The 21226-nt window shown below is 68.5% G+C and carries 22 protein-coding genes and 1 tRNA gene; 15 read left to right on the top strand and 8 right to left on the bottom strand.

Features of this window, described 5'->3' with window-relative positions:
• Nucleotides 1-4 precede the first annotated feature (4 nt).
• Genes NOW55_RS01210 through NOW55_RS20700 form a run of 5 tightly spaced genes read left to right on the top strand, consistent with a single transcriptional unit; the run spans nt 5 to nt 4690 of the window.
• Complete coding sequence (locus tag NOW55_RS01210) at nt 5-916, top strand: branched-chain amino acid ABC transporter permease (RefSeq protein ID WP_256398224.1); 912 nt, start codon at nt 5-7, stop codon at nt 914-916.
• 1 nt (nt 917) lies between these two features.
• On the top strand, nt 918-2180 hold the full coding sequence (locus NOW55_RS01205) for a branched-chain amino acid ABC transporter permease (protein ID WP_256398223.1): 1263 nt from the start codon (nt 918-920) through the stop codon (nt 2178-2180).
• The gene (locus tag NOW55_RS01200) at nt 2173-2991 is read left to right on the top strand and encodes an ABC transporter ATP-binding protein (protein WP_256398222.1); all 819 of its coding nucleotides are present in this window, start codon (nt 2173-2175) and stop codon (nt 2989-2991) included. The genes NOW55_RS01205 and NOW55_RS01200 overlap by 8 nt, the downstream gene beginning before the upstream one ends.
• Nucleotides 2988-3701, top strand: a complete 714-nt coding sequence (locus NOW55_RS01195; protein ID WP_256398221.1) for an ABC transporter ATP-binding protein — start codon at nt 2988-2990, stop codon at nt 3699-3701. Before NOW55_RS01200 ends, NOW55_RS01195 begins: the two co-directional genes overlap by 4 nt.
• A gap of 56 nt (nt 3702-3757) precedes the next feature.
• Nucleotides 3758-4690 carry a DMT family transporter gene (locus tag NOW55_RS20700; RefSeq protein WP_256398220.1) on the top strand — a complete coding sequence of 311 codons (933 nt, stop codon included), beginning with the start codon at nt 3758-3760 and terminating at the stop codon, nt 4688-4690.
• A gap of 612 nt (nt 4691-5302) precedes the next feature.
• Here NOW55_RS20700 and NOW55_RS01185 read toward each other — a convergent pair.
• Nucleotides 5303-5797, bottom strand: a complete 495-nt coding sequence (locus NOW55_RS01185) for a DUF309 domain-containing protein (protein WP_256398219.1) — start codon at nt 5795-5797, stop codon at nt 5303-5305.
• Nucleotides 5798-5987: 190 nt separating this feature from the next.
• On the opposite strand from NOW55_RS01185, the gene NOW55_RS01180 reads away from it, so the two are divergent.
• Both NOW55_RS01180 and NOW55_RS01175 read left to right on the top strand, forming a co-directional pair.
• Nucleotides 5988-6071 (top strand) — tRNA-Leu (locus NOW55_RS01180).
• 158 nt (nt 6072-6229) lie between these two features.
• Nucleotides 6230-6625, top strand: coding sequence for a DUF5788 family protein (locus NOW55_RS01175; protein ID WP_256398218.1), 396 nt, complete (start codon nt 6230-6232; stop codon nt 6623-6625).
• A gap of 13 nt (nt 6626-6638) precedes the next feature.
• Here the strand turns inward: NOW55_RS01175 and NOW55_RS01170 are convergent, their stop codons facing one another.
• A complete protein-coding gene (locus tag NOW55_RS01170; protein WP_256398217.1) occupies nt 6639-6896 on the bottom strand; it encodes a DUF8072 family protein in 258 nt (85 codons plus the stop codon).
• Nucleotides 6897-7014: 118 nt separating this feature from the next.
• Between NOW55_RS01170 and NOW55_RS01165 the strand changes: the two genes are divergently transcribed.
• Nucleotides 7015-7821, top strand: a complete 807-nt coding sequence (locus tag NOW55_RS01165) for an inositol monophosphatase family protein (protein ID WP_256398216.1) — start codon at nt 7015-7017, stop codon at nt 7819-7821.
• A 46-nt stretch (nt 7822-7867) separates the two neighbouring features.
• Here NOW55_RS01165 and NOW55_RS01160 read toward each other — a convergent pair whose 3' ends face one another.
• Nucleotides 7868-8035: an FmdB family zinc ribbon protein gene (locus NOW55_RS01160; RefSeq protein ID WP_256398215.1), complete on the bottom strand. Its 168-nt coding sequence runs from the start codon at nt 8033-8035 to the stop codon at nt 7868-7870.
• Nucleotides 8036-8121: 86 nt separating this feature from the next.
• Here NOW55_RS01160 and NOW55_RS01155 point away from each other — a divergent pair, with 86 nt between their 5' ends.
• Nucleotides 8122-8580, top strand: a complete 459-nt coding sequence (locus NOW55_RS01155) for an Lrp/AsnC family transcriptional regulator (protein WP_256398214.1) — start codon at nt 8122-8124, stop codon at nt 8578-8580.
• A 75-nt stretch (nt 8581-8655) separates the two neighbouring features.
• Nucleotides 8656-9780: a DUF63 family protein gene (locus tag NOW55_RS01150; protein ID WP_256398213.1), complete on the top strand. Its 1125-nt coding sequence runs from the start codon at nt 8656-8658 to the stop codon at nt 9778-9780.
• On the opposite strand, the gene NOW55_RS01145 is transcribed toward NOW55_RS01150, so the two are convergent.
• From NOW55_RS01145 to NOW55_RS01130, 4 genes are all read right to left on the bottom strand, one after another.
• Nucleotides 9777-9977 (bottom strand): hypothetical protein, encoded by a 201-nt coding sequence (locus tag NOW55_RS01145; RefSeq protein ID WP_256398212.1) that lies wholly within the window; start codon nt 9975-9977, stop codon nt 9777-9779. The two genes, NOW55_RS01150 and NOW55_RS01145, sit on opposite strands and share 4 nt — an antisense overlap.
• A gap of 84 nt (nt 9978-10061) precedes the next feature.
• Nucleotides 10062-11783, bottom strand: coding sequence for a YcaO-like family protein (locus NOW55_RS01140; RefSeq protein ID WP_256398211.1), 1722 nt, complete (start codon nt 11781-11783; stop codon nt 10062-10064).
• A gap of 66 nt (nt 11784-11849) precedes the next feature.
• Nucleotides 11850-11996 (bottom strand): DUF8555 family protein, encoded by a 147-nt coding sequence (locus tag NOW55_RS01135; RefSeq protein ID WP_256398210.1) that lies wholly within the window; start codon nt 11994-11996, stop codon nt 11850-11852.
• Nucleotides 11997-12233: 237 nt separating this feature from the next.
• Nucleotides 12234-13058 carry an alpha/beta fold hydrolase gene (locus tag NOW55_RS01130; RefSeq protein WP_256398209.1) on the bottom strand — a complete coding sequence of 275 codons (825 nt, stop codon included), beginning with the start codon at nt 13056-13058 and terminating at the stop codon, nt 12234-12236.
• A gap of 234 nt (nt 13059-13292) precedes the next feature.
• On the opposite strand from NOW55_RS01130, the gene NOW55_RS01125 reads away from it, so the two are divergent.
• The 3 genes from NOW55_RS01125 to NOW55_RS01115 all read left to right on the top strand — a co-directional run bounded on the left by NOW55_RS01125 (nt 13293) and on the right by NOW55_RS01115 (nt 16644).
• A complete protein-coding gene (locus tag NOW55_RS01125; RefSeq protein ID WP_256398208.1) occupies nt 13293-14705 on the top strand; it encodes a sodium-dependent transporter in 1413 nt (470 codons plus the stop codon).
• 131 nt (nt 14706-14836) lie between these two features.
• Nucleotides 14837-16381 (top strand): acyl-CoA carboxylase subunit beta, encoded by a 1545-nt coding sequence (locus tag NOW55_RS01120; RefSeq protein WP_303648628.1) that lies wholly within the window; start codon nt 14837-14839, stop codon nt 16379-16381.
• Nucleotides 16382-16383: 2 nt separating this feature from the next.
• Nucleotides 16384-16644: a DUF8022 family protein gene (locus tag NOW55_RS01115; RefSeq protein WP_256398206.1), complete on the top strand. Its 261-nt coding sequence runs from the start codon at nt 16384-16386 to the stop codon at nt 16642-16644.
• An 18-nt stretch (nt 16645-16662) separates the two neighbouring features.
• Here NOW55_RS01115 and NOW55_RS01110 read toward each other — a convergent pair whose 3' ends face one another.
• On the bottom strand, nt 16663-18045 hold the full coding sequence (locus NOW55_RS01110) for a cytochrome P450 (protein WP_256398205.1): 1383 nt from the start codon (nt 18043-18045) through the stop codon (nt 16663-16665).
• A 170-nt stretch (nt 18046-18215) separates the two neighbouring features.
• Between NOW55_RS01110 and NOW55_RS01105 the strand changes: the two genes are divergently transcribed.
• Complete coding sequence (locus NOW55_RS01105) at nt 18216-18890, top strand: helix-turn-helix domain-containing protein (RefSeq protein WP_256398204.1); 675 nt, start codon at nt 18216-18218, stop codon at nt 18888-18890.
• A gap of 80 nt (nt 18891-18970) precedes the next feature.
• On the top strand, nt 18971-20818 hold the full coding sequence (locus NOW55_RS01100; protein ID WP_256398203.1) for an acetyl/propionyl/methylcrotonyl-CoA carboxylase subunit alpha: 1848 nt from the start codon (nt 18971-18973) through the stop codon (nt 20816-20818).
• The last annotated feature ends 408 nt before the right edge of the window (nt 20819-21226 follow it).

The raw sequence follows: 21226 nt of genomic DNA, 5'->3' as shown, positions 1-21226 counted from the left end.
ACCGATGCCCCTTCTGGACTATCTCGCCAACGGTCTGATATTCAGCAGCATCATCGTGCTCGGGAGCATCGGGCTCTCGCTGGTGTACAGCATCGCGGACTTCGCGAACTTCGCACACGGGGACACGATGACCATCGGGGCCTACACCGCGCTCCTGACCTTCGGCGCGGTCGGGAGCCTCGGCGGCGCGGTGCTCGGGCTCCCGTTCGGCTTCTTCGTGGCGCTGCTCGCCGGCATCGCCGTCGCGGCACTCGTCGCCGTCGTCACGGAGTGGATCGTCTACAAGCCCATGGACGTGGGGTCCATCGGGATGCTCATCACCTCTATCGGTATCGCGTTCATCTACCGTGCGATACTCCAGCTCCGCTTCGGGGCTGACTTCACCCGGTACGACGTGGGGGCGCTCCGGCCCATCGAGTGGCTCGTCCCGTACGGCATCCGCATCACCGAGCACGACGTGGCCATCGTCCTCTCGGCGGCTATCCTCGTCACCGGCCTGCACCTGCTGTTGCAGCACACCGATCTCGGTCGGAAGATGCGCGCGATGGCGGACAACCCCGAACTCGCCCGCGTCAGCGGCATCCGGACCGACCGGGTGAAGCTCTGGACGTGGGTCATCGGGGCCGGGCTGGCGGGGGCCGGCGGCGTGTTCCTCGGACTCTACAACCAGCTCTCCCCGCGGATGGGCTTCTCGCTGCTCCTGCTCATCTTCGCCGCCGTCATCCTCGGCGGCATCGGCTCGGTGTACGGCGCGATGCTCGGGGGATTCCTCATCGGGATGATCAACCAGCTCATGCCCATCCTGACCGACTACGGCATCCCCATCGGCATCGAGTACGCCGAGGCGGTCGTCTTCGTCATCATGGTCGTCGTCCTGCTCGTCAGACCGAACGGTATCGCGGGGGAGGCGACCTGACATGAGCTGGCTCGCCAATCCCACCGACGAGTTCGCCGACCTGACCCGCGCCGAGCAGGGTGTCACGCTGTTCGTCGTCGGCTTCGCGCTGTTCCTCGTGTTCGGCCTGCTGACCGGCGGGCTGAACCCGTCGTACTTCCTGTTCCTCCTCGGGCTCGCAAGCATGTACGCGCTGCTGTCGCTCGGGCTGAACTCCCAGTGGGGGTTCACCGGGCTCATCAACTTCAGCGTCGCCGCGTTCTTCGGCATCGGCGCGTACGGCACCGCGCTGATGAGCGCGAGCTCCTCACCCATCGCCGGTGGGTTCAACCCCATGGTCGGTCTGATCGTCGCGCTCGTCGTCGCCGCCGTCATCGCGCTGGCCATCGGCATCCCCACGCTGCGCCTGCGTGCGGACTACCTCGCCATCGCCTCGCTGGGGCTGGCGGAGGTCGTCAGGCTCGTCGTGCTGAACCAGCAGGACTGGACGAACGGCAGCGCCGGCGTCCGCGGCATCCCGAGCTTCTTCGAGGGCTGGCCGGTGCTCGCGACGTTCCCGCAGTCGATGCCCGAGACCGTCATCGACCTCGTGCCGGGAGGCACTATCACTATCGCGGAGCCGCTGTTCGGCTTCGGGTTCACGTTCGGCCAGGAGATCGTGCTCGGGACGCCGTTCTGGCGCGCGCTGTTGAACGTCTCCCTCGTGTTCGTGTTCCTCGGCATCAGCTACGCCGTGCTCCGGCGGGTGCATCGCTCGCCGTGGGGGCGCGTGCTGCGGACCATCCGGGCCGACGAGGACCTCGCCCGCGCGCTCGGCAAGAACACGTACTCGTTCAAGATGCAGTCGTTCGTGCTCGGCAGCCTCGTCATGGCGCTGGCAGGCGTGTTCTACGCGCACCTGAACCTGTACGTCAGCCCGGGCGACCTGGACCCCATCACGACGTTTTACGTCTGGGTCGCGGTCATCCTCGGCGGCAGCGGCTCGAACCGCGGCGCGCTGTTCGGCGGCTTCGTCGTCGTCGCCATCCGCGAGGGGACGCGCTTTCTCAACCAGGTCACCCTTTCGTTCGACATGGGCGCGACCGAGGTCGTCCTCTCGCTCGCCGGCTTCGGCGGCCCGATGCGGCTGCTGCTCATCGGGGTCATCATCGTGCTCCTGATGCGCTTCCGGCCGGAGGGGCTGCTCCCGCCACAGCGCGAACTCATCTGGCCGGGCACCGTCGACGACGTGCCCGAGGGTCCGGACGTCGGTGTCCGCGAGGCACGGGGTGGTGCCGATGAGTGAGACACCGTCCATGCGCGAGCGCCACGAGGGCGCCGACATGGAGAAGGAGGACATCGTCCTCCGCGTCGACGACCTGCAGAAGCGCTTCGGCGGCCTGGTCGCCACCGACCACGCGAGCTTCGCGGTCGAGCGCGGCACCATCACCGGGCTCATCGGCCCGAACGGGGCCGGCAAGTCGACCATCTTCAACCTCATCTCGGGCTTCTACGAGCCCGACGGGGGACGCGTCGAGGTCAACGGCATCGACGTCACCGGCCGGGAGCCCCACGAGATCGCCGACGCCGGCCTCATCCGGACGTTCCAGACCCCGCGCAAGCTGGAGGGGATGACCGTCCGCGAGGCGATGCTCGTCGGGCCACGGAAACAGCCCGGCGAGTCGTTCGTGAAGCTGTTCACCGCGCCCGACGAGGTCGCCCAGGCCGAGTCGGCCAACATGGAGGAGGCCCAGCGCATCCTCGAAGATTTCGAGATCGACCACCTCGCGACCCAGCCCGCGACCGACATCTCGGGCGGGCAGATGAAGCTGGTCGAGCTCGCCCGGGCGATGCTCGCGGACCCCGAGATACTGCTGCTCGACGAGCCGGTCGCCGGCGTCAACCCGACGCTCCGGAACGACCTCGCCGAGCAGATCCGCCGGCTCAACGAGCAGGGAACCACGTTCTGTATCATCGAGCACGACATGGAGTTCGTCATGAAACTGGCCGACCCCGTCGTCGTGCTGAACCAGGGGAGCGTGCTGATGGAGGGCCCGCCGGACGCCGTCCAGACGGACGAACGGGTCATCGACGCCTACCTCGGAGGTGACACATGAGCGACCAGCCCGTCCTCGCGCTGTCGGACGTCGACAGCGGCTACGGCGAGGTCCAGGTGCTCACCGACCTCTCGCTGCACCTGAACGAGAACGAGATCGTCTGCCTCATCGGCCCGAACGGGGCCGGCAAGTCGACCGTGCTGAAGACCGCCTTCGGCCTGCTGACGCCGTGGACCGGGTCCGTGACCTACCACGGGGACGAGATCGGCGGGATGGCACCGGAGGACATCGTCCGCGAGGGTATCGGCTACGTCCCGCAGACGGACAACGTGTTCAGCTCGCTCACCATCGAGGAGAACCTCCGAATGGGCGGGGTCGCCCGGGAGAGCGGACTGGACCGGGTCATCCAGGAGCTGTTCGACCAGTTCCCGCTGCTCGACGAGCGCCGGAAGTCGAAGGCGCGCACCCTCTCGGGCGGCCAGCGGCAGGTGCTCGCGTTCGCACGGGCGCTCGTGATGGAGCCCGACGTGCTCCTCATCGACGAGCCGTCCGCCGGGCTCGCGCCCAACACGGCCGACGAGGTGTTCGGGCACGTGCAGGCGGTCAACGAACTCGACACCGCCATCCTCATGGTCGAGCAGAACGCGAAGAAGGGACTGGGCATCTCCGACCGCGGCTACGTGCTCGACCAGGGCACCGTCCGGTTCGAGGACGCAGCCGATGACCTGCTCGACAACGAGGAGGTCTCGAAGCTGTACCTCGGCGCGTAGCCCGGCCACGCACCGCAGCAGCCTTCCGTCGTCCCACCATCGTCTCACCCCAACCAGTGACCGACATCAGACGCTACGTCTTCGCGCTCGCCCCGCTCGCAGCGGCCGCGCTGTGGGGCGGGATGTACGTCGTCAGCAAGTGGAGCTTCGGCAGCATCCCGCCGCTCACGCTCGGCTTCCTGCGGGTGGCCGTCGGGGCGGCCGTCCTCCTCGCGGTGCTCGGGCTGGGGGACGGTCGGTCGACGGTCGACCGTGCCGACTGGCCGACGTTCGTCGCGCTCGGTGCCTGGGTCACCCTCACCAACGCCACGCAGTTCGTCGGGACGGAGCTGACCACCGCGAGCGAGGCGTCGTTGCTGACCGTGCTGACGCCCGTCGCGACCGTCTTCCTCGGTGCCGTCGTCCTCGGGGAGCGGGTCACGCCCGCGAAGACCGCCGGCATCGCCATCGCCCTCGCCGGGACGGTGGCCGTCGTCGCCGGCCAGTACGACCTCGCGGCGGTCGGCTCGGGCAGTCTGTTCGGCGTCGTCCTCCTGCTCGCCGCGAGCGTCGCCTGGGCTGCCTACACGGTCCAGGGCGTCCGCGTCGTCCGGCGGTACTCCGCACTCGCGGCCGCGACGTACGCCACCGTCGCCTCGGTGCCGATGCTCGGCGCGCTGTCGGCGGTCGAACTCGCCGGCACGCCCGGTGGGCTGGCGTCGCTCCCGACCGACACCACGTCCGTTCTCGCCGTGCTCTACCTCGGCGTCGGCGCGACCGCGACCGCCTGGTACCTCTGGTACAAGGGCCTGGAGTACGTGCCGGCCGGGACCATCTCGGTGTTCTTCTTCGCCCAGCCGGTCGTCGGCGCGGCCCTCGGCGCGGCCCTGCTCGGCGAGACGCTCGGTCCCGGCTTCGCCGTCGGCGGCGCGCTGATGGCGCTCGGCATCTGGGTCGTCAGCCGCGAGCGGGCGGACGATGACGGGGAAGAGGAGTCGACGACGGCCTGAGTACGCGGTTCAGTCCATCTTTCCCGAACCCCCGATTTATCATCTCGCCCCGCGAAACCTGTCACCTGCCCGGGGTAGGGAGAGACAGTTCTGTTACTGGAGAAAAGAGATGGTATCTGAAGCCCGGAGCCATCGGGATTATTACATTCGCACCGCGTGTTCTACCTGAGAGATGAAGGTACGGCACAGTGAGTTGGACTACGCATGTCGAATCTCCAGTAGGAGCAGACGAGAGGCCATTCTACCGCTGGTACTGGATTGACGAACGATGAACTGGAAATGTAAACGTTGCGGAACGATACACGCCCAAAACCCGGTCGAATGCAGGAATTGTGCTAACAGCAACTTCCAGCCGATGACCGCAGAGCAGACAGCCAGAGAGTCGACAGGTGTCGAGTCACCCTCTCCAATCGATCCCGATGATTCGGCACGCACCGTATCGAGTATGGAAGGAGGGGACGGTTCGCCGGACGTGAACCTTGATGGCAGCATCGCCCGCGACGATTCCGAAGCGTCCGACGATACCGCGAGTGACTCCAGCATCTTTTCTAGATTCCGCTCACTGATTCCGTTTCTCTAATCAGGTACCGTCCCAACACACATTGCCCCGACTCACTCCAGCCGCTCGGCGTACTCGAAGTCCTGTTCGCCCGCGGTCGGGAACCCGCCGTCGAGTTCGATCTGCCAGCCGTGCAGCACCGTCGGGTCCTCCAGCGCGTTCGTGAGCGTCGTCCGAACGTCGAGCACGTCGACGCCGTAGTAGTCCGGCGGGACGCCCTGGAAGTACTGGAGCGCGGTCCGGAACAGGCTCCGCATCCCGCCGTCGTCCTCGAAGTCGAAGTGCTTGTACGCGCCGGCGGCCACCTGCACCATCCCGTGGAGGAACTTCGACTCGATGGAGCCGCGGCCGTAGTTGTACCACTCGTCCTCGAAGCAGTCGTGGCTCTCGTGGTACTCGCCGCTGTTGTAGAGGCGCACGCCGTGGATGACCGCGCGCCGGAGCGTTCCGTGCTCCCAGCCGTTGGACTCCGGTCTGTCGGCACGCCAGCCCGCCGGGTCGCCCGTCGCGGGCGGTGCGACCCCGGTGTCCAGCGTGTGTTCGTCCATCAGTTCTTCGTACGGTCTCCCCCGGCATACTCCTTCGGTCTCGAGTCGGAATCGCAAGACGTCTCCTCGGGAACGTGTCGGGTGGCCAATCTGAAGGGCGGTGGTCAGGGGGCGCGGACTCTGGCGACGGCCGGTAGTTCGTGCCGGTTCGCAACGTTTTACCAGCCACCACGCCGAGACTGGGACACGTGCGAGGGTAGCCAAGCCTGGAAACGGCGGCGGACTCAAGATCCGCTCCTGTAGAGGTCCGAGGGTTCAAATCCCTTCCCTCGCATGACGCCGCGGACGACGTCCGCGGCCGAATGCGGCAAGACGGAGCGTCTTGCCCTCGCAAAACCACTCACGAAGACAGACCGGCCAGCGGCCGGGCCGTCCCCGGACGAGAACGGTTCACGCAGAACACATTTCACGGGCGTCGCGGAAGTGTCGAACATGGACGACGAGACACGCCGTGAGCTCCTCCACGAGGTGCGTCGCCCGTCGGGAACGGTCGGGAAGGACCTGCCCGACGAACTGACCGTGCAGGGGACGACCGTCGACGTGCGCGAGTTCGTCTTCGACTGCAAACGTCTCGACACCATCCCCGAGAGCGAGCGCGAGCGCATCGAGGAAGTGGAGAGCCAGCTCCGGCGGGAGCGGCTCCAGCGAAAGCAGCGGCTGGAGGACGGGGACATCACCGAGACGGAGGGCAAGAAACTCGTCCGAAGCATCCACGGGCTGGACCGGGCACTCACCGCACTCGAGGGGCTGGACACGCCCGACATCGAGGAGGAGCTCCGGCAGAAGAAACTCGAGGACGCACGGGAGCTGCTGGCGCTGATTCGGTAGCTCGACGGTCGGGTCAGGCCGCCTCGACGCCGGTCACGTCGCCGACCACGTCCCAGCCGTCGTCGGTCTCGCGGGCGGCCAGCAGGGTCTCGTCGTCGTCACCGTCGACGATGCGGTAGGTGGTGCCGTCGTCGGTCTCGCCCTCGGCCTCGAGGTCGTCCTGGAAGAACTCGGCGTGGTGCATCGAGAGGTGGACCGAAGAGCCGTCGGCGAGTGTGAGCGTCACGGGGTCCGGTGCGATGTTGTAGAGTCGCTTCGCGAGCCTGTTCATACCCGGCTCGTGTACGTCCGCCGGCAAATCGGCGTCGGTTCGGGCGAGCGTGCCGCCGTGCAGGTGTCACAGACCTGAAACCGGAGGGCCTTTTTGCGCGGCTCTCCCGAGTGAGTGCATGACCGACTACGCAGCGCGCGCCCGGCTCGTCGAGCGTGCCGCACGCTCCGGGGCGGCCGTCGCCGAGGCGGGCTTCCGGACCGACATCGCGGTAGAGGAGAAGGACGGGAAGACGGACGTGGTGACCCAGGCGGACCGTGACGCCCAGCGCGAGGTCGTCTCGACCATCCGTGACGAGTTCCCCGAGGACGCCATCGTCGGCGAGGAGGACGACGAGCTGAAGGAGGTACCGGATTCGGGGCCGGCGTGGATCATCGACCCCATCGACGGGACGAACAACTACGTCCGCGGCTTCTCGGTGTGGGCCACGAGCGTCGCGGCGGTCGTCGACGGCGAACCCGTCGCCGCGGCGAACGTCCTGCCCGCACTGGACGACGTCTACACGGCCGACGACGCGAGCGTGGCGCTGAACGGCGACGAGCTCGCGGTCAGCGAGACGAGCGACCCGGAGCGTGCGGTCGCCTGCCCGACAATCTGGTGGCCACGCGGTCGCCGCGAAGAGTACGCGACGGCCTGCCGAGAGATCGTCGAACGGTTCGGCGACATGCGCCGGGTCGGCTGCGCCCAGGCCGCGCTCGGGATGGTCGCCTCGGGCGGGCTGGAGGCGACCATCACCAACGTCGACGCGAACCCGTGGGACACCGTCGCCGGCGTCCACATGGTCCGGCAGGCCGGCGGCACGGTGACCGACCTCGACGGCGAGCGCTGGCGGCACGACAGCATCGGGCTGGTGGCCTCGAACGGCGCGGTCCACGAGGAGGCGCTGGCCGCTGCACAGGCTGTCGAGGACGTGCGGCAGGGGTAGGGCATCGGTAGCGAGGCTGTCCGGCGCGTGAGCGTGCCCGGACGGCTCACGCAGGCGAGACTGCCCGTATCTTCGTCGACCGGCAGTCGGGACACGCCACGGACGACATGTCCGACTTGGTGGACTCGAACTCCGTCTCGCACCGGTCACAGACGTACTGGAACGTTCGTTCGTCGGTACTGAACAGGCCTCTGACCGAATCTATGAGCTCCATGCCCAACGTGAACGTACACCACGGTAGCTGATAAAACTCCGGTCGGGAGGGTCGCGTTTTTTCCCCTGTCGGCGGTACCACGGGGTATGGAACTCGACGAGACGGACAGACAGATCCTCCGCATCCTCCAGGAGAACGCCCGGACGACGTTCAGCGAGATCGCCCGTCGCATCGACATGTCGAGCGCGACGGTCCACGACCGCGTCGGCCGACTGGAGGACGCCGGCGTCATCCAGGGCTACCACGCGAAGCTCGACCCGAAGGCCATCGACCTCGGCATCTCCGCCATCGTCGGGCTCCGCGTCGAACAGGGCCGCGAGCAGGACACACTGGAGCGGCTGCAGGAGATAGAGGGTGTGCAGGAGGTCCACCTGACGACGGGCGAGTGGGACGTGATGGCCCGCGTGTACGCCGAGGACGCCGACGCGCTGCGGGAGCTGATGTTCGACCGCATCGCCCAGATGGACGGCTTCGCGCGCTCGCAGACGATGGTCATCCTCGGGACGCCCCACGAGTCGGAGGAGCTGCCCATCGCTGCGGAGTAGCGGTCCGGTTACCGCGGAGTGACCGCGCGACGGGAGACCAGAAGGGTAATGGCCCGTCCGTCCGCCCGTCGGTGTATGAGCGACTTCATCGACCGCATCGGCATCGAACGGGCGTGGGTCGGCGCGGTCGGCCTGCTGACGGCCGTGTTCGGCCTCGGGTCGGTGCTGTTCCCGCGTACGGTGTACGCGAACTTCGTCTGGCAGTACTTCTGGGGGCCGGTGTACGCCGACGCACACAACTGGAACTGCGTGGCCTGGGCCGACGGCGCACAGGTCCAGCCCCAGAGCTGTGGGTCGGTCCCCGCGGGCCTCGGGCCGGTGGCCGAACCCGGCTACACCGTCGTGAGCGAGATCGGGTACGCCCTCATCCTCCTGCTGATGCTCGTCGGCGTCGGCCTGCTGGTCAAGCGCCTGCGCATCCAGCGCTACCGGGCGCTGTTCTACGGGCTGTTCCCGTTCATGTTCTTCGGCGGGACCCTCCGGGTCGTCGAGGACGTGAACGACAAGGCCCGTCTCGCGGCAGGCCACTCACCGATCTTCGACTACCCGCTGAACAGCTTCCTCATCAGCCCGGTCATCTACTTCACCGTCTTCTTCGTCGCGCTGGCGGCGGTCGTCCTCGCGGTCTCTCTCGCCGAGAACGTCGTCGACAGGGAGTTCGAGTACCCGCTGTTCGCTATCGGCTCGGGCATCCTCGCCGCGAGCCTCGTCTACCTGGGCTGGGCCGCTGCTACCCAGCCGTACGTCTCCTTCTACCCGCAGGTGACCGTCGTCGTGCTCGTCGGGGCGACGGTCGTCGCGGGCGGGGTCTGGTACGGCATCGAGACGCTCAAACCGAGCATCAACGCGGGCACCGGCTTCATGGGTCTGGTCGTGCTCTGGGCCCACGCCATCGACGGCGTCGCGAACTTCGTCGGTCTGAACCTGATGCCGGCGCTCACCGGCCAGGCGAACCTGCAGGGCAAGCACCCGGTCAACCGGTTCATCGTCGACGTGGCCGGCCAGTACCTGCCCGCCTACCTCGACGCGTTCCCGTTCCTCGTCGTGAAGATGGTCGCCGCCACGTTCGTGCTCTGGGTGTTCGACGAGACGGTGTTCGACGACAGCCCACGCTTCACCGTGATGCTGCTCGTCGCAATCGTCGCCGTCGGCCTCGGCCCCGGCACCCGTGACATGGTCCGCGCGACGCTGTACGTCTAGGTCAGCTCGTCCAGCGTCTCCCGCGGGAAGTACCGCTCGCCGCAGTCGACACACTCCGCAAGCACGACCTCCCGTTCGACGGCGACGCCGAGGGTGTCGCCCGAGACCGCCGTCCGTGACAGCGTCCCACCACACGTCGCACAGGATAGTTCGAACTCCGATACTGCCTCTCCCCCGGCCGCCGAACGTTCGCTCATGTGAGAAGTTGACACACCGTATCTACCAACGAGTGTGTTCGTCTTAAATCCCGGGTAGCCCCCGGAACGCGACCGATTCAGGACTCACGGGTACGGGTGGTGCTGGCGGTTCAGCCGCGCCTCGAACCCGAGCGATTCCGGCACCGTGTCGGCGCGCGCGCCGAACGCCGGGTCGTCCGTGAACAGCGGCTGTGCGCCCGGCACCACGACCCGGACCGCCTCGAAGCCCGCCGTCTCCACGTCGGGCGGTGTCAGCCGGCTCGCGTACGGCGTCAGCCCGGCGTCGGTCACCCGCTCGACCAGCGCGTCGACCGCGGCCGTCCCGGACGGTGCGTCGTCCGGCCCGACGCTGCTCGCCGGGATCGGGCCACCGGCGTCGAGGAAGTCCGTCGCCGCCGAGGGGAAGTCCGCGAACCGGCCGATCGCACCGGACTCCTGGTTCGCGTCGGCCCGGCCCATCGAGCGCAGCTCCATCCAGTTCTGGAGCGCCTCGGCCAGCGCCGACCGCGCGGCGTCGACCGGGTCGAGCGCGGCGTCCGAGCCCACCGCGAACCGCGGCCAGTCGCCGTCCTCGTCGTGGACCGCGACCGCGACCACCGGGACGTCCACGTCCTGCGTGACGAGCAGCGCGGTCGTCTCCAGGTCCTCGGCGCGGGCGCGTCGCGCCAGCCGTTCGTAGTCCTCGTCGTCGACGCGCAGTTCGAGCGGCTCGAACGTCGAGTACCACGCGAGCATCGTCGCGTCGCGCTCGACGACCTCCGTGAGCCCGGCGACGAGCGCGTCGGCCCCCGAGGTGCCGAGCCCCAGCCCGGTCGTGATTGCCGACGTGTAGCGCTCCTCCGGCGGCGGGAAGTGCACGAGTTCGGCCGGGATAGGGACCCGCTCGTCGGTCGCGAGGTCCGTCGCCGTCGTCCACGGGATCGCTGCGTCGGGGTCGACCGTCGGGGCGTCGTCGGCCCTGACGACCTCGTCGGGCGAGACGCCGTTGCCGACCATGGCCGGGGGTGCCTGCTCGAACTCCGAGTTCCGGTAGATTGCCGCGCTGTACCGTTCGAGGGCCTCGCCGACGGCCTTCATGAACGCCGCGTTCCAGTCGTCGGCGACGCCGGCGGCCTGCCCGGGCGCGCTCGCGTCGGAGTAGACGGACGTCTCTGCCGTCGTCGCGAGGTAGTACGGTGCCGGGAACGACTCCAGCTCGCCGATGTCGCTGACGAGTCCGACGCGCCCGTCGAGGGTTCGCTCGGCGCGTTCGAGGGCCTCGTCGAGGCTCACGTCGGCGTGGTCGCGCCTGAGCTGGTCGTCGGTGGTGCCACAGCAGCCCGGAACCGCCAGGAAGCGGCGGTCCTCGTGCGGGAGCTCGTGGATGCGACCGACCAGGTCGTCTGTCGTCGTGTCGTCCCCGTCGTCGACGGCCACGGCGGCCTCGCTCCCGGCGACTGCACCCGCGAGCCGCGCCGTCGGCCGGTCGACGGTCCCGTCGTCCATCTCGCTCGCGTTCGAGCCGACTCTCGCACGCAGGCAGTCGAAACAGCCCCGGCCCGGCGCGAGTCCGGTCACGGCGGCGTCGACCCCCGCGACCGGATAGCCACCGATGCCGCCCAGTTCGACCGCCAGCCACGGTCCGTCGGCGGTCTCGTTTGCCGTTACGAGGGCGTCGTCCCCGGTCGGCGCGACGACGACCGCCAGGTCCGCGCCGGCGATGCCGTCGGGGGCGACCCGCTCCGGCGACGCCTCGGCGTCCGTGTCCGCCAGCGCGGCCGCGACCGCCTCGGCGGCCGGTCCGTCACCCGCGATTCGTACGTCCATGTCGCCGTCGTCGGGTGGCTGTGAGAAAAGTCCGACGCTCCCGGGTGTCCGTGGTGGGTCGTGCTGTCAGATGTGCTCCTCTTCCAGCACCCAGCCCAGCGCCCGCTTGTAGTACGTGAACATCTGCTTGACGCCCTCGTGTTTCATGTCCTCGTCGTCCAGTTCGTCCATCAGGAACTCGTACTGCTCCCGTATCTCCTCTTCACTGCGCATGCCCGTGACTGTGGGTGCTGTTCGGAAGTGTCTTTCTTCGATTCGTGTTCGGCGGCTGTCGGGTGTCCGGTCTGAGTGCGTTCGGGGTCGTCTGGTGCACCGGACCGACTGGTGGTGGCGACGGCCGGATAGCCCCGACGTGCTCGTCGCCTCGCTGCGCTCGCGCAGTCTCGGCGGCGCGCGCCGGCAGTGGAGGGTTTACACTATACGTAAACTTCCGCGGGTCGACGTAGCCGTTCAGTACACCTCGTCGAGGAACTCCCGGAGTGCATCGTTCACGACCTCGGGGTTCTCCACGTTCGAGGAGTGGCCGGCCCCGGGGACCTCGACGAACCGGGCGTCGGGGATGGCGTCGGCCATCGACTCGCCGTACTCGGGGTCGATGGAGAGGTCCTCCGCGCCGTGGACGACGAGCGTCGGCACGTCGATCTCGTCGAGTCGGTCAACGACCCCCGGGCGATTCAGCCACGAGTGCACCTCGTCGTGGACCGCCTCGCCGGGGTAGGTGAGCCAGCGGTTCTTCCAGGCGTCCACGAGTTCCGGGTGCTCCTCGTTCGTCGTCGGCCCGAACAGGATGTGTGCGACGACCTCGGCGAGGTCCGGGGGCAGCTCGTCGGCGGCCTTCGCGCGGTCGACCATCCCGCCGTAGCGCTCGCGGTCCGCCTCGGGGTGGGGTTGGGCCATGCTGTCTATCAGGACGAGGCCGTCGAGGCTGTCGGGGTAGCGCAGCGCGAACCGGAGCGCCATGAACCCACCCATCGACATCCCGCCGAGGACACAGGAGTCGACCCCGAGCGCGTCGAGCAGCGTCCGGCAGTCGTCGGTCAGGTCGTCGAGGTCGTAGGGTCCCCGCCAGTTGTCGGTGCGGGCGCGGTTGTCGTAGGCGACGACGCGGTAGTCGTCGGCGAGGGCATCCTGCTGCGGTCGGAACATCGTCCGGTCCATCAGCGTCCCGTGGCTGAGCACGAGCGCGGGCCCGTCGCCCCGGTCGTCGACGAGCGTGTCCGCCCGGTGGCGGTACATCTCCGTGGCAGGCCCGAGGTCGTCGGGTGGTGGTGACATACGCCACGGTTCGGCTGGGAGTCACAAATAGCTACGTCGTGGACTCCCCGAGGGGCCGGCCCGGTACACGGAGTCGTGTGCCTCCTGCCAGCGCGTGCCGACCGCGCCGGCTTCGATTCACCCGACCCCCGAACCGTACAAACGTCCGACAGAGGCCCTGAAAACCGTGATATTTAGCGGTTGACGATTCGAGCTTCGTAACGCTCTTGGGGTGGGACGGACCCGAGGCTACCAATGGCACGTGAATCGTGGACGGGGCGTATCGGCTTCGTCCTCGCCGCCGCTGGCAGCGCAGTCGGACTGGGGAACCTCTGGCGGTTCCCGTGGATGACCGCCGAGAACGGCGGGAGCGCGTTCTTGCTCGTCTACCTCGGCATCGTCCTCGCGGTCGGTGTCCCCGGCCTGCTCGCGGAGTTCGTCATCGGCCGTCGCTCGCAGAAGAGCCCCGTCGGCGCGCTGCGGGACCTCTCCGGCTCGCGCAACTGGGGGCACGTCGGTCTCCTGAGCGTCGTCGCCGGGCTCGTCCTGCTCTCGTTCTACAGCGTCGTCGGCGGCTGGATTCTCCGCTACCTCGTCGCCTCGCCGACGGGCGCGTACTTCGACAACCCCGGCGCGTACTTCGGCGCCATCTCGTTCGGGCCGACGGCCGCCGCGTTCCACGTCCTGTTCCTCGCGCTCACCGCGGGCGTCGTCTACGGCGGCGTGCGCGACGGCATCGAGCGCGCGACGACGGTGATGATGCCCATCGTCTTCCTCGCGCTCATCGGGCTCTCCGTGTGGGTCAGCGGGCTCTCCGGTGCGTCGGAGGCGTACACGTTCTACCTCTCGTTCGACCTCGACGCGATCCAGGCGAGCTTCCTCGACATCGTCCTCGCGGCCGCCGGGCAGGCCCTGTTCACCCTCTCCGTCGGCGCTGGCACGATGATAACCTACGCGAGCTACGTCGCCGAGGACCGCTCGCTCCCGGCGGACGCGACCCTCGTCGCGGTGCTAAACACCGCCGTCGGCGTGCTCGCCGGGCTCGTCGTCTTCCCGCTGCTGTTCTCGACGCCCGGCGCGGACGTCGAGACCAGCGGCCCGGGTGCGCTGTTCGTCGGCGTCGCCAGGGCGTTCTCCGAGCTCCCGGTCGGTCGCCTCGCCGCTTTCGGCTTCTTCGCGGTCGTCGCGCTCGCCGCGCTCTCGTCGTCCATCAGCATGCTCGAGATCGTCGTCGCGTACCTCGTCGACGAGCGCGACCGCAGCCGGCAGGAGGCGGTCGTCGGCGTCGGCGCGGTCGTCCTCGTCACCGGGACCGCCAGCGCGTTCACCCCCGAACTGTTCGAAGCACTCGCCGGTCCCGTCGTCGACTTCGTGCTCACGACCGGGCTGTTCGCGTTCGTCGTCTTCGCCGCGTGGGTGCTGGGTGGCGACGCCATCGACGAGTTCGTCCGCGGGACGCAGTTCTCGTCCGGGCTCGCCGACGCCTGGCGGCTCCTCGTCGGGGTCGTCATCCCGCCGTTCCTCGCCTTCACGCTGCTCGTAGGCGTGTTCGAACTGCTGGGCGTCACGCTCCCGTCGTGGCAGCTCGGGCTCGCGGGGACCGTCGTCGCCGCCACGGTGGTCGCCTTCGTCCGCTGGACCCGCGACGGCTACGCTGCCGCCGCCTGACGCGACGGCCTGCCGCCGGCCGTCCCAAATACTGCCGCGGAATTTCGACGATCGACGTTGCGGAGTACGGAAACCTTTTGGGCGAGGTAGGAGACGATTCGAGCAATGACTGCTGGGTGGTCACCGTGACGATGGAGGACCGCATCGAGGAACTCGAGGAACTGCGCGAGGAGGCCCTGCTGGGCGGCGGCGAGGACCGCATCGAGTCCCAGCACGAGAAGGACAAGATGACCGCTCGCGAGCGCATCGAGTACTTCCTCGACGACGGCACCTTCCACGAGTTCGACCAGCTGCGCACCCACGACTCCCACAACTTCGGGATGGAGGAGCGCAAGATACTCGGCGACGGCGTCGTCACCGGCTACGGCGACGTCGACGGCCGCAAGGTGTTCGTCTTCGCCCACGACTTCACCGTCTTCGGCGGCTCGCTCGGCGAGGTGTTCGCCGAGAAGATCACGAAGGTGATGGACATGGCGATGGAGGTCGGCGCGCCGATCGTCGGCCTGAACGACTCCGCCGGCGCGCGAATCCAGGAGGGCGTGAACTCGCTCGCGGGCTTCACCAACATCTTCCACCGCAACCAGCTCGCCTCCGGCGTCGTCCCGCAGATCTCCTGCATCATGGGGCCGTGCGCGGGCGGGGCCGTGTACTCCCCCTCCATCACGGACTTCATCTTCATGGTCGAGGACAGCGCCCACATGTACATCACCGGGCCGGGCGTCATCAAGACAGTCACCGGCGAGGAGGTGACACAGGAGGAACTCGGCGGGGCCAAGACACACACCAGCAAGACGGGCGTCGCGCAGTTCGCCTGCGAGTCCGACGAGGCCGCGCTCGACCGCATCCGCGACCTGCTCTCGTACCTCCCCTCGAACAACGTCGAGGACCCGCCGCGCGTCGAGCCGTGGGACGACCCGAACCGCGAGGACGACCGGCTGCTCGACATCGTGCCGGACAGCCCGCAGAAGCCCTACGACATGGTCGACGTCATCGGCTCCATCGTCGACGAGGGCTCGTTCCTCGAGGTCGCCGAGAACTTCGCGAAGAACATCGTCGTCGGCTTCGGCCGGCTCGACGGCCACAGCGTCGGCGTCGTCGCCAACCAGCCCCGGGTGAACGCGGGCACGCTCACCGTCGACGCCTCGATGAAGGGCTCGCGGTTCGTCCGCTTCTGTGACTCGTTCAACATCCCCATCGTGACGCTCGTCGACGTGCCCGGCTACATGCCCGGCACCGAACAGGAGCACCGGGGCATCATCCGCCACGGCGCGAAGCTCCTCTATGCGTACTCCGAGGCCACCGTCCCGCTGCTCACCGTCATCACGCGGAAGGCCTACGGCGGCGCGTACTGCGTCATGGCCTCGAAGAACCTCGGTGCGGACGTGAACTACGCCTGGCCGACCGCCGAGATCGCGGTCATGGGCCCGCAGGGCGCGGTCAACATCCTCTACCGCGAGGAGCTCGCGGAGGCCGAGAACCCCGACGAGCTGCGCGACGAGCTCATCGAGGAGTACCGCGAGGAGTTCGCGAACCCCTACACGGCGACCGACCAGGGCTTCCTCGACGACGTCATCGAGCCGACGGAGACGCGCTCGCGGCTCGTCGACGACCTCGACATGCTGCTCTCGAAGCGCGAGGACCAGCCCGACAAGAAACACGGCAACATCCCGCTGTAGCCATGAGCGGGGAACTGCTCGCGGCGCTGGACGTGCCCGACGACGCGACCGACGACGAGGCCGCCGCCATCGCGGCCGTCGTCGCGGCGCACCTGCGGGACCTCGAAGCGCAGGCCGCCGAGGAGGACAGCGAGGAGACGTGGTCGGGCAGGAAGTGGTCGTTCGCGGGTCGCCTGCGGGGTACCCGTGGACACGCCGGGCGCGTCCCGGACGGCGCGCCGACGAACGCCTGGGCGGCGTCCGGACGCGCGGATCGATTCTGACCCGGTCCCGTTCTCGCGTCAGTCCCGCTTCGTCACCCGCAGCCGAACGTCCTCCCTGGGCTGGTACGTCGCGCCCATCTTCGGCTCCGGTGGCTCGTCGCCGAGGTAGTCGAACCGGCAGTCACGGACGAGCGTGGCGAGCACGAGCTTCAGTTCGAGGGTGGCGAAGCGCATCCCGATGCAGTGGCGGGGACCACCGCCAAACGGGAAGTAGGCGTACTCCGGAAGCTGGGCCTCGAACTCGTCGGTCCAGCGGTCGGGCCGGAACTCGCCGGGCGCGTCGAACCAGCGCTCGTCGTGGTGGATGTGGAACTGCGGGAGGGTCAGCTTGGTGTCAGCGGGGAGCTCGTAGCCGCCCAGTTCCACGTCCTCGCGGGCCTCGCGGAAGACGACGTACGCCGGCGGGTAAAGCCGCATCGACTCGCTGCAGACGCGGTCGAGGTAGTCCAGACCGAACACGTCGAAGGTGTCGGGCGTGTCGCCGTCGACGGCGTCGTCGACCTCCCGGCGCAGTCGGTCGGCCACGTCGGGGTGCTCCGCGAGCAGGTACGTCGTGTAGGTGAGTGCCAGGGCGGTGGTCTCGTGGCCGGCGAACAGGAACGTGAGCATCGTGTCGCGCAACTCCGCGTCGGACATCCCCTGTCCATCGTCGCCGGCCCGCATGAGCATCGCGAGCAGGTCGTCGTGCTCGTCGGTGTCGGCGGCGCGTCGTTCGGCGATGAGCCCGTCGACCGTCTCCTCGAACGCCTCCATCGCCCGCTTGTACCGCCGGTTCGACGGCATCGGAACCCACGTGGGCACGAACGTCGTGATACCGTCCGGGTCGGCGCGCTCGTTCAGTGCCTCGGCAGCACGGGTGATGGCCGCACCGGCCTCGCTGCCGTCCACGTCGAGGTCGAACAGGGAGTCCGCGAGGATGCGCATGGTGAGCGCCGAGAACCGCTCGTTGGCGGCGATGGTCTCGCCGTCGTCGAACCCGTCGACCAGCTCCCGTGCGTAGCCCGCCATCGCGTCGCCGTAGCCCCGGACGCGGTCGAGCTGGAACGCCGGCTGGGCCTGGGTGCGCTGCTCGCGCCACTGCTCGCCCTCGGTGAACAGCAGGCCGTCGGGGGCGAACTGGGTGCCGAAGTCGGAGAGGTCCCACTTGCCGTAGCTGTCCGAATCGGTGACGAGCACCTGCTCGACGAGGTCCGGGTGGAGCACCGTGGTCATGCGCTGGCGGGCGACGCTGTAGCCGACCACGTCGCCGTAGCTGGCGAGCTCGTCGTAGAAGGCGTGCGGGTCGCTCGTGAACTGGAGGGTGTTGCCGAGGACGGGGATGCCGTCCGGGCCGGGCGGGAAGCCGCCGTCGTCCGGGCGCTCGACCGGCCGGTGTCCGTGGTGGGTCGACTGACCACTCATAGCTGGAGATTGCCTGCGACGGCGAATGGCGGTTCCGTCGTCGTGTCTAGTTCGTTTAAATGCGTACGGCGGTCGGAGTGTCCACACAGCAGTAACGACAAAGACGCACGGCTCCGAACCACGAACGAACAGATGAAACGGGCCGTCGTCGCCGATGGTGGTGGAGGGTCGTGAAGTACCTCGACGTGCGCATCCGACAGCCGGACGAGTGGCTCCATCCGATGCAGGAGTTCATCCGCCACGAGGACGTGGTGCGGTACGAGGAGCTGCAGACCTGGCACGTGGTCCACGAGCAGGGCATCGAGTACGAGCTGTTCTACGTCGTCGCCGACCGCGAGCGGTACGAGCCGGTCATCGACGGGGTCGACTCCATCCGCTGGTACGACATCACCGACGTGGATGACGAGTCGTTCTACGTCTACGCCTGCCAGGAGACCCGGGCAGACGACCGGGACTGGCGGGCCGCCTTCGCCGCGCTCTCGCTCGTCGTCGTCCCGCCCATCGTCTACGACCGGGAGGCCGCGATGGGGATGACGATAATCGGCGACGGCGACGACCTGCGGACGATGCTCGACAGCCTGCCCGAGAGCTTCGAGGTCGACGTGCGCGGCATCGGCGAGTACGACACGCGCCGCCCGTCGCTCGTCGGCGCGCTGACCGAGCGACAGCGCGAGGCCGTCGAGGTCGCCGTCGAGTGCGGCTACTACACCGTCCCCCGCGAGGGAGACCTCGAGGTCGTGGCAGCCGAGCTCGACTGTGCCCCGTCGACGGCCTCGAACCTGCTTCGGAAGGCGGAATCTGCGGTGTTCGGGCGGCTCGTCGACCGGCGCAGCGGTCGGCCGTGAACCGGTGGGGGGTCGCCGGTTGACCAGGGTAGCAAGAATCGATACAATAAGGTGCGTCGTCCGAGACGCTTTCGGCAAGAATGTTCAGGAAGGTTCTCGTCGCGAACCGAGGGGAGATCGCGGTGCGCGTCATGCGCGCCTGCGAGGAGCTGAACGTGTCGACCGTCGCCGTCTACAGCGAGGCCGACAAGAACTCCGGCCACGTGCGCTACGCGGACGAGGCGTACAACGTCGGGCCCGCCCGCGCGGCGGACTCCTACCTCGACCACGAGGCCGTCATCGAGGCCGCGAAGAAGGCCGACGCCGACGCCATCCACCCCGGCTACGGCTTCCTCGCGGAGAACGCGGAGTTCGCGAGCAAGGTCGAAGCGGAGGACGGCATCACCTGGGTCGGCCCCGCCGCCGACGCGATGGAGCAACTCGGCGAGAAGACGAAGGCCCGGAAGACGATGCGCGAGGCCGACGTGCCCATCGTCCCCGGGACGACCGACCCCGTCGAAGAGCCCGAGGAGGTCACCGAGTTCGGCGAGGAACACGGCTACCCCATCGCCATCAAAGCCGAGGGCGGCGGCGGCGGCCGCGGCATGAAGATCGTCGAGAGCGCCGACGAGGCGGCCGACCAGTTAGAGAGCGCGAAGCGCGAGGGCGAGGCGTACTTCGACAACGACAACGTCTACCTCGAGCGCTACCTCGAGAACCCGCGCCACATCGAGGTGCAGATCCTCGCGGACCACCACGGCAACGTCCGCCACCTCGGCGAGCGCGACTGCTCACTCCAGCGCCGCCACCAGAAGGTCATCGAGGAGGGGCCGAGCCCCGCGCTCTCGGACGAGCTCCGCGAGAAGATCGGTGATTCCGCCCGTCGCGGTGCCGACGCGGCCGGCTACTACAACGCCGGCACGTTCGAGTTCCTCGTCGAGGAGGAAGAGCGCGACGCCGCAGCCGGTGAGGTGCTCGGTCCGGACGCGAACTTCTACTTCCTCGAGGTCAACACCCGCATCCAGGTCGAACACACCGTCACCGAGGAGCTCACCGGTATCGACATCGTGAAGTGGCAGCTCAAGGTCGCCGCAGACGAGGAGCTCGACTTCGCACAGGACGACGTCGACCTCTCCGGCCACGCGATGGAGTTCCGCATCAACGCCGAGAACGCGGCCAACGAGTTCGCGCCCGCGCCGGGCGGCAAGCTCACGACGTACGACCCGCCGGGCGGCATCGGCGTCCGGCTGGACGACGCGCTCCGGCAGGGCGACAAAATCGTCACCGACTACGACTCGATGATCGCGAAGCTCGTCGTGTGGGGAAGCGACCGCGACGAGTGCATCGAGCGCTCCCTGCGCGCGCTCCGGGAGTACGACATCGAGGGCGTGACGACCATCATGCCGTTCCACCGGCTGATGCTCTCGGACCAGGAGTTCGTCCTTGGCACGCACACGACGAAGTACCTCGACGAGCACCTCGACCACGACCGCATCGCCGAGGCCCAGGAGCAGTGGGGCTCCGACACGGGCGGCGCGGGCGACGACGAGGACGTCGTCGAGCGCGAGTTCACCGTCGAGGTCAACGGCAAGCGCTTCGACGTCAACCTGGAGGAGCGCGGCGCGATGCCCGTCGGCGGCACGAGCGGCCCGCGGGGCGGCAGCAGCGGTGGCGGTGACGGCGGCTCCGGCGGGAGCGCCGCGTCCGGCGGTGGCGGCGTCGACGTCGAGGGCGACGGCGAGACGGTCAACGCCGAGATGCAGGGCACCATCCTCTCCGTCGACGTCGACGAGGGCGACGAGGTCGCGGCGGGCGACGTGCTCGTCGTGCTGGAGGCCATGAAGATGGAGAACGACGTGGTCGCCTCCCGCGGCGGCACGGTCACCCAGATCGCCATCGAGGAGGGCCAGAGCGTCGACATGGGCGACGTGCTCGTCGTGATCGAGTAGGCGGGGTCGACGCCGTTTCTCGGCGTCCCGTTCGCGTCGACGACGACGACGCTGGTTCTCTCGGCAGTATCGGAGTAGCGAACGGAGCCCGCCGGAGTTCGTGGGCTGGCGACTCCGGCGTGGCAGATGGATGGCGGGAGGGCAGTGCACCGGGAAGTGGGTGCGAGCTGCGGGGACCGACAGGGCGCGGGGTCGGGCAGTGCCCCGGACGCAGGGCGGTGTGGACGGGTCGGTTGGCAACCCACTGGGGCAACGACTAGCGTGGGTCGGCTTCGGCCGGGAGGGCCGGAGCGCCGCGGGGCACGCCTCTACGTTGGACCCGGGGGGACTTTCAACTATCCCAAGCTCAAAAACCGTTTTTACCCACCGCTCGTCGTCGAGCCCGGCGCGTGTTTTCCTCCGCGTGGA

It is taken from the genome of Haloarchaeobius litoreus (genome assembly GCF_024495425.1).
In the GTDB taxonomy this organism is placed as follows: Archaea; Halobacteriota; Halobacteria; order Halobacteriales; family Natrialbaceae; genus Haloarchaeobius; species Haloarchaeobius litoreus.
The sequence above is the reverse complement of the archived record's forward strand: the minus strand, read 5'-3'. Positions and strand labels throughout refer to the sequence as shown.

Excerpts from the sequence above, each read along its gene's own strand:
- NOW55_RS01110 (WP_256398205.1), bottom strand. The coding sequence starts at position 18,045 with ATGAGTGGTCAGTCGACCCACCACGGACACCGGCCGGTCGAGCGCCCG.
- NOW55_RS01205 (WP_256398223.1), top strand. The coding sequence starts at position 918 with ATGAGCTGGCTCGCCAATCCCACCGACGAGTTCGCCGACCTGACCCGC.
- NOW55_RS01150 (WP_256398213.1), top strand. The coding sequence starts at position 8,656 with ATGAGCGACTTCATCGACCGCATCGGCATCGAACGGGCGTGGGTCGGC.
- NOW55_RS01145 (WP_256398212.1), bottom strand. The coding sequence starts at position 9,977 with ATGAGCGAACGTTCGGCGGCCGGGGGAGAGGCAGTATCGGAGTTCGAA.
- NOW55_RS01210 (WP_256398224.1), top strand. The coding sequence starts at position 5 with ATGCCCCTTCTGGACTATCTCGCCAACGGTCTGATATTCAGCAGCATC.
- NOW55_RS01160 (WP_256398215.1), bottom strand. The coding sequence starts at position 8,035 with ATGGAGCTCATAGATTCGGTCAGAGGCCTGTTCAGTACCGACGAACGA.
- NOW55_RS01140 (WP_256398211.1), bottom strand. The coding sequence starts at position 11,783 with ATGGACGTACGAATCGCGGGTGACGGACCGGCCGCCGAGGCGGTCGCG.
- NOW55_RS01175 (WP_256398218.1), top strand. The coding sequence starts at position 6,230 with ATGGACGACGAGACACGCCGTGAGCTCCTCCACGAGGTGCGTCGCCCG.
- NOW55_RS01200 (WP_256398222.1), top strand. The coding sequence starts at position 2,173 with ATGAGTGAGACACCGTCCATGCGCGAGCGCCACGAGGGCGCCGACATG.
- NOW55_RS01155 (WP_256398214.1), top strand. The coding sequence starts at position 8,122 with ATGGAACTCGACGAGACGGACAGACAGATCCTCCGCATCCTCCAGGAG.
- NOW55_RS01185 (WP_256398219.1), bottom strand. The coding sequence starts at position 5,797 with ATGGACGAACACACGCTGGACACCGGGGTCGCACCGCCCGCGACGGGC.
- NOW55_RS01120 (WP_303648628.1), top strand. The coding sequence starts at position 14,837 with ATGGAGGACCGCATCGAGGAACTCGAGGAACTGCGCGAGGAGGCCCTG.
- NOW55_RS01195 (WP_256398221.1), top strand. The coding sequence starts at position 2,988 with ATGAGCGACCAGCCCGTCCTCGCGCTGTCGGACGTCGACAGCGGCTAC.
- NOW55_RS01135 (WP_256398210.1), bottom strand. The coding sequence starts at position 11,996 with ATGCGCAGTGAAGAGGAGATACGGGAGCAGTACGAGTTCCTGATGGAC.
- NOW55_RS01130 (WP_256398209.1), bottom strand. The coding sequence starts at position 13,058 with ATGTCACCACCACCCGACGACCTCGGGCCTGCCACGGAGATGTACCGC.
- NOW55_RS01165 (WP_256398216.1), top strand. The coding sequence starts at position 7,015 with ATGACCGACTACGCAGCGCGCGCCCGGCTCGTCGAGCGTGCCGCACGC.
- NOW55_RS01115 (WP_256398206.1), top strand. The coding sequence starts at position 16,384 with ATGAGCGGGGAACTGCTCGCGGCGCTGGACGTGCCCGACGACGCGACC.
- NOW55_RS01170 (WP_256398217.1), bottom strand. The coding sequence starts at position 6,896 with ATGAACAGGCTCGCGAAGCGACTCTACAACATCGCACCGGACCCCGTG.
- NOW55_RS01125 (WP_256398208.1), top strand. The coding sequence starts at position 13,293 with ATGGCACGTGAATCGTGGACGGGGCGTATCGGCTTCGTCCTCGCCGCC.
- NOW55_RS01100 (WP_256398203.1), top strand. The coding sequence starts at position 18,971 with ATGTTCAGGAAGGTTCTCGTCGCGAACCGAGGGGAGATCGCGGTGCGC.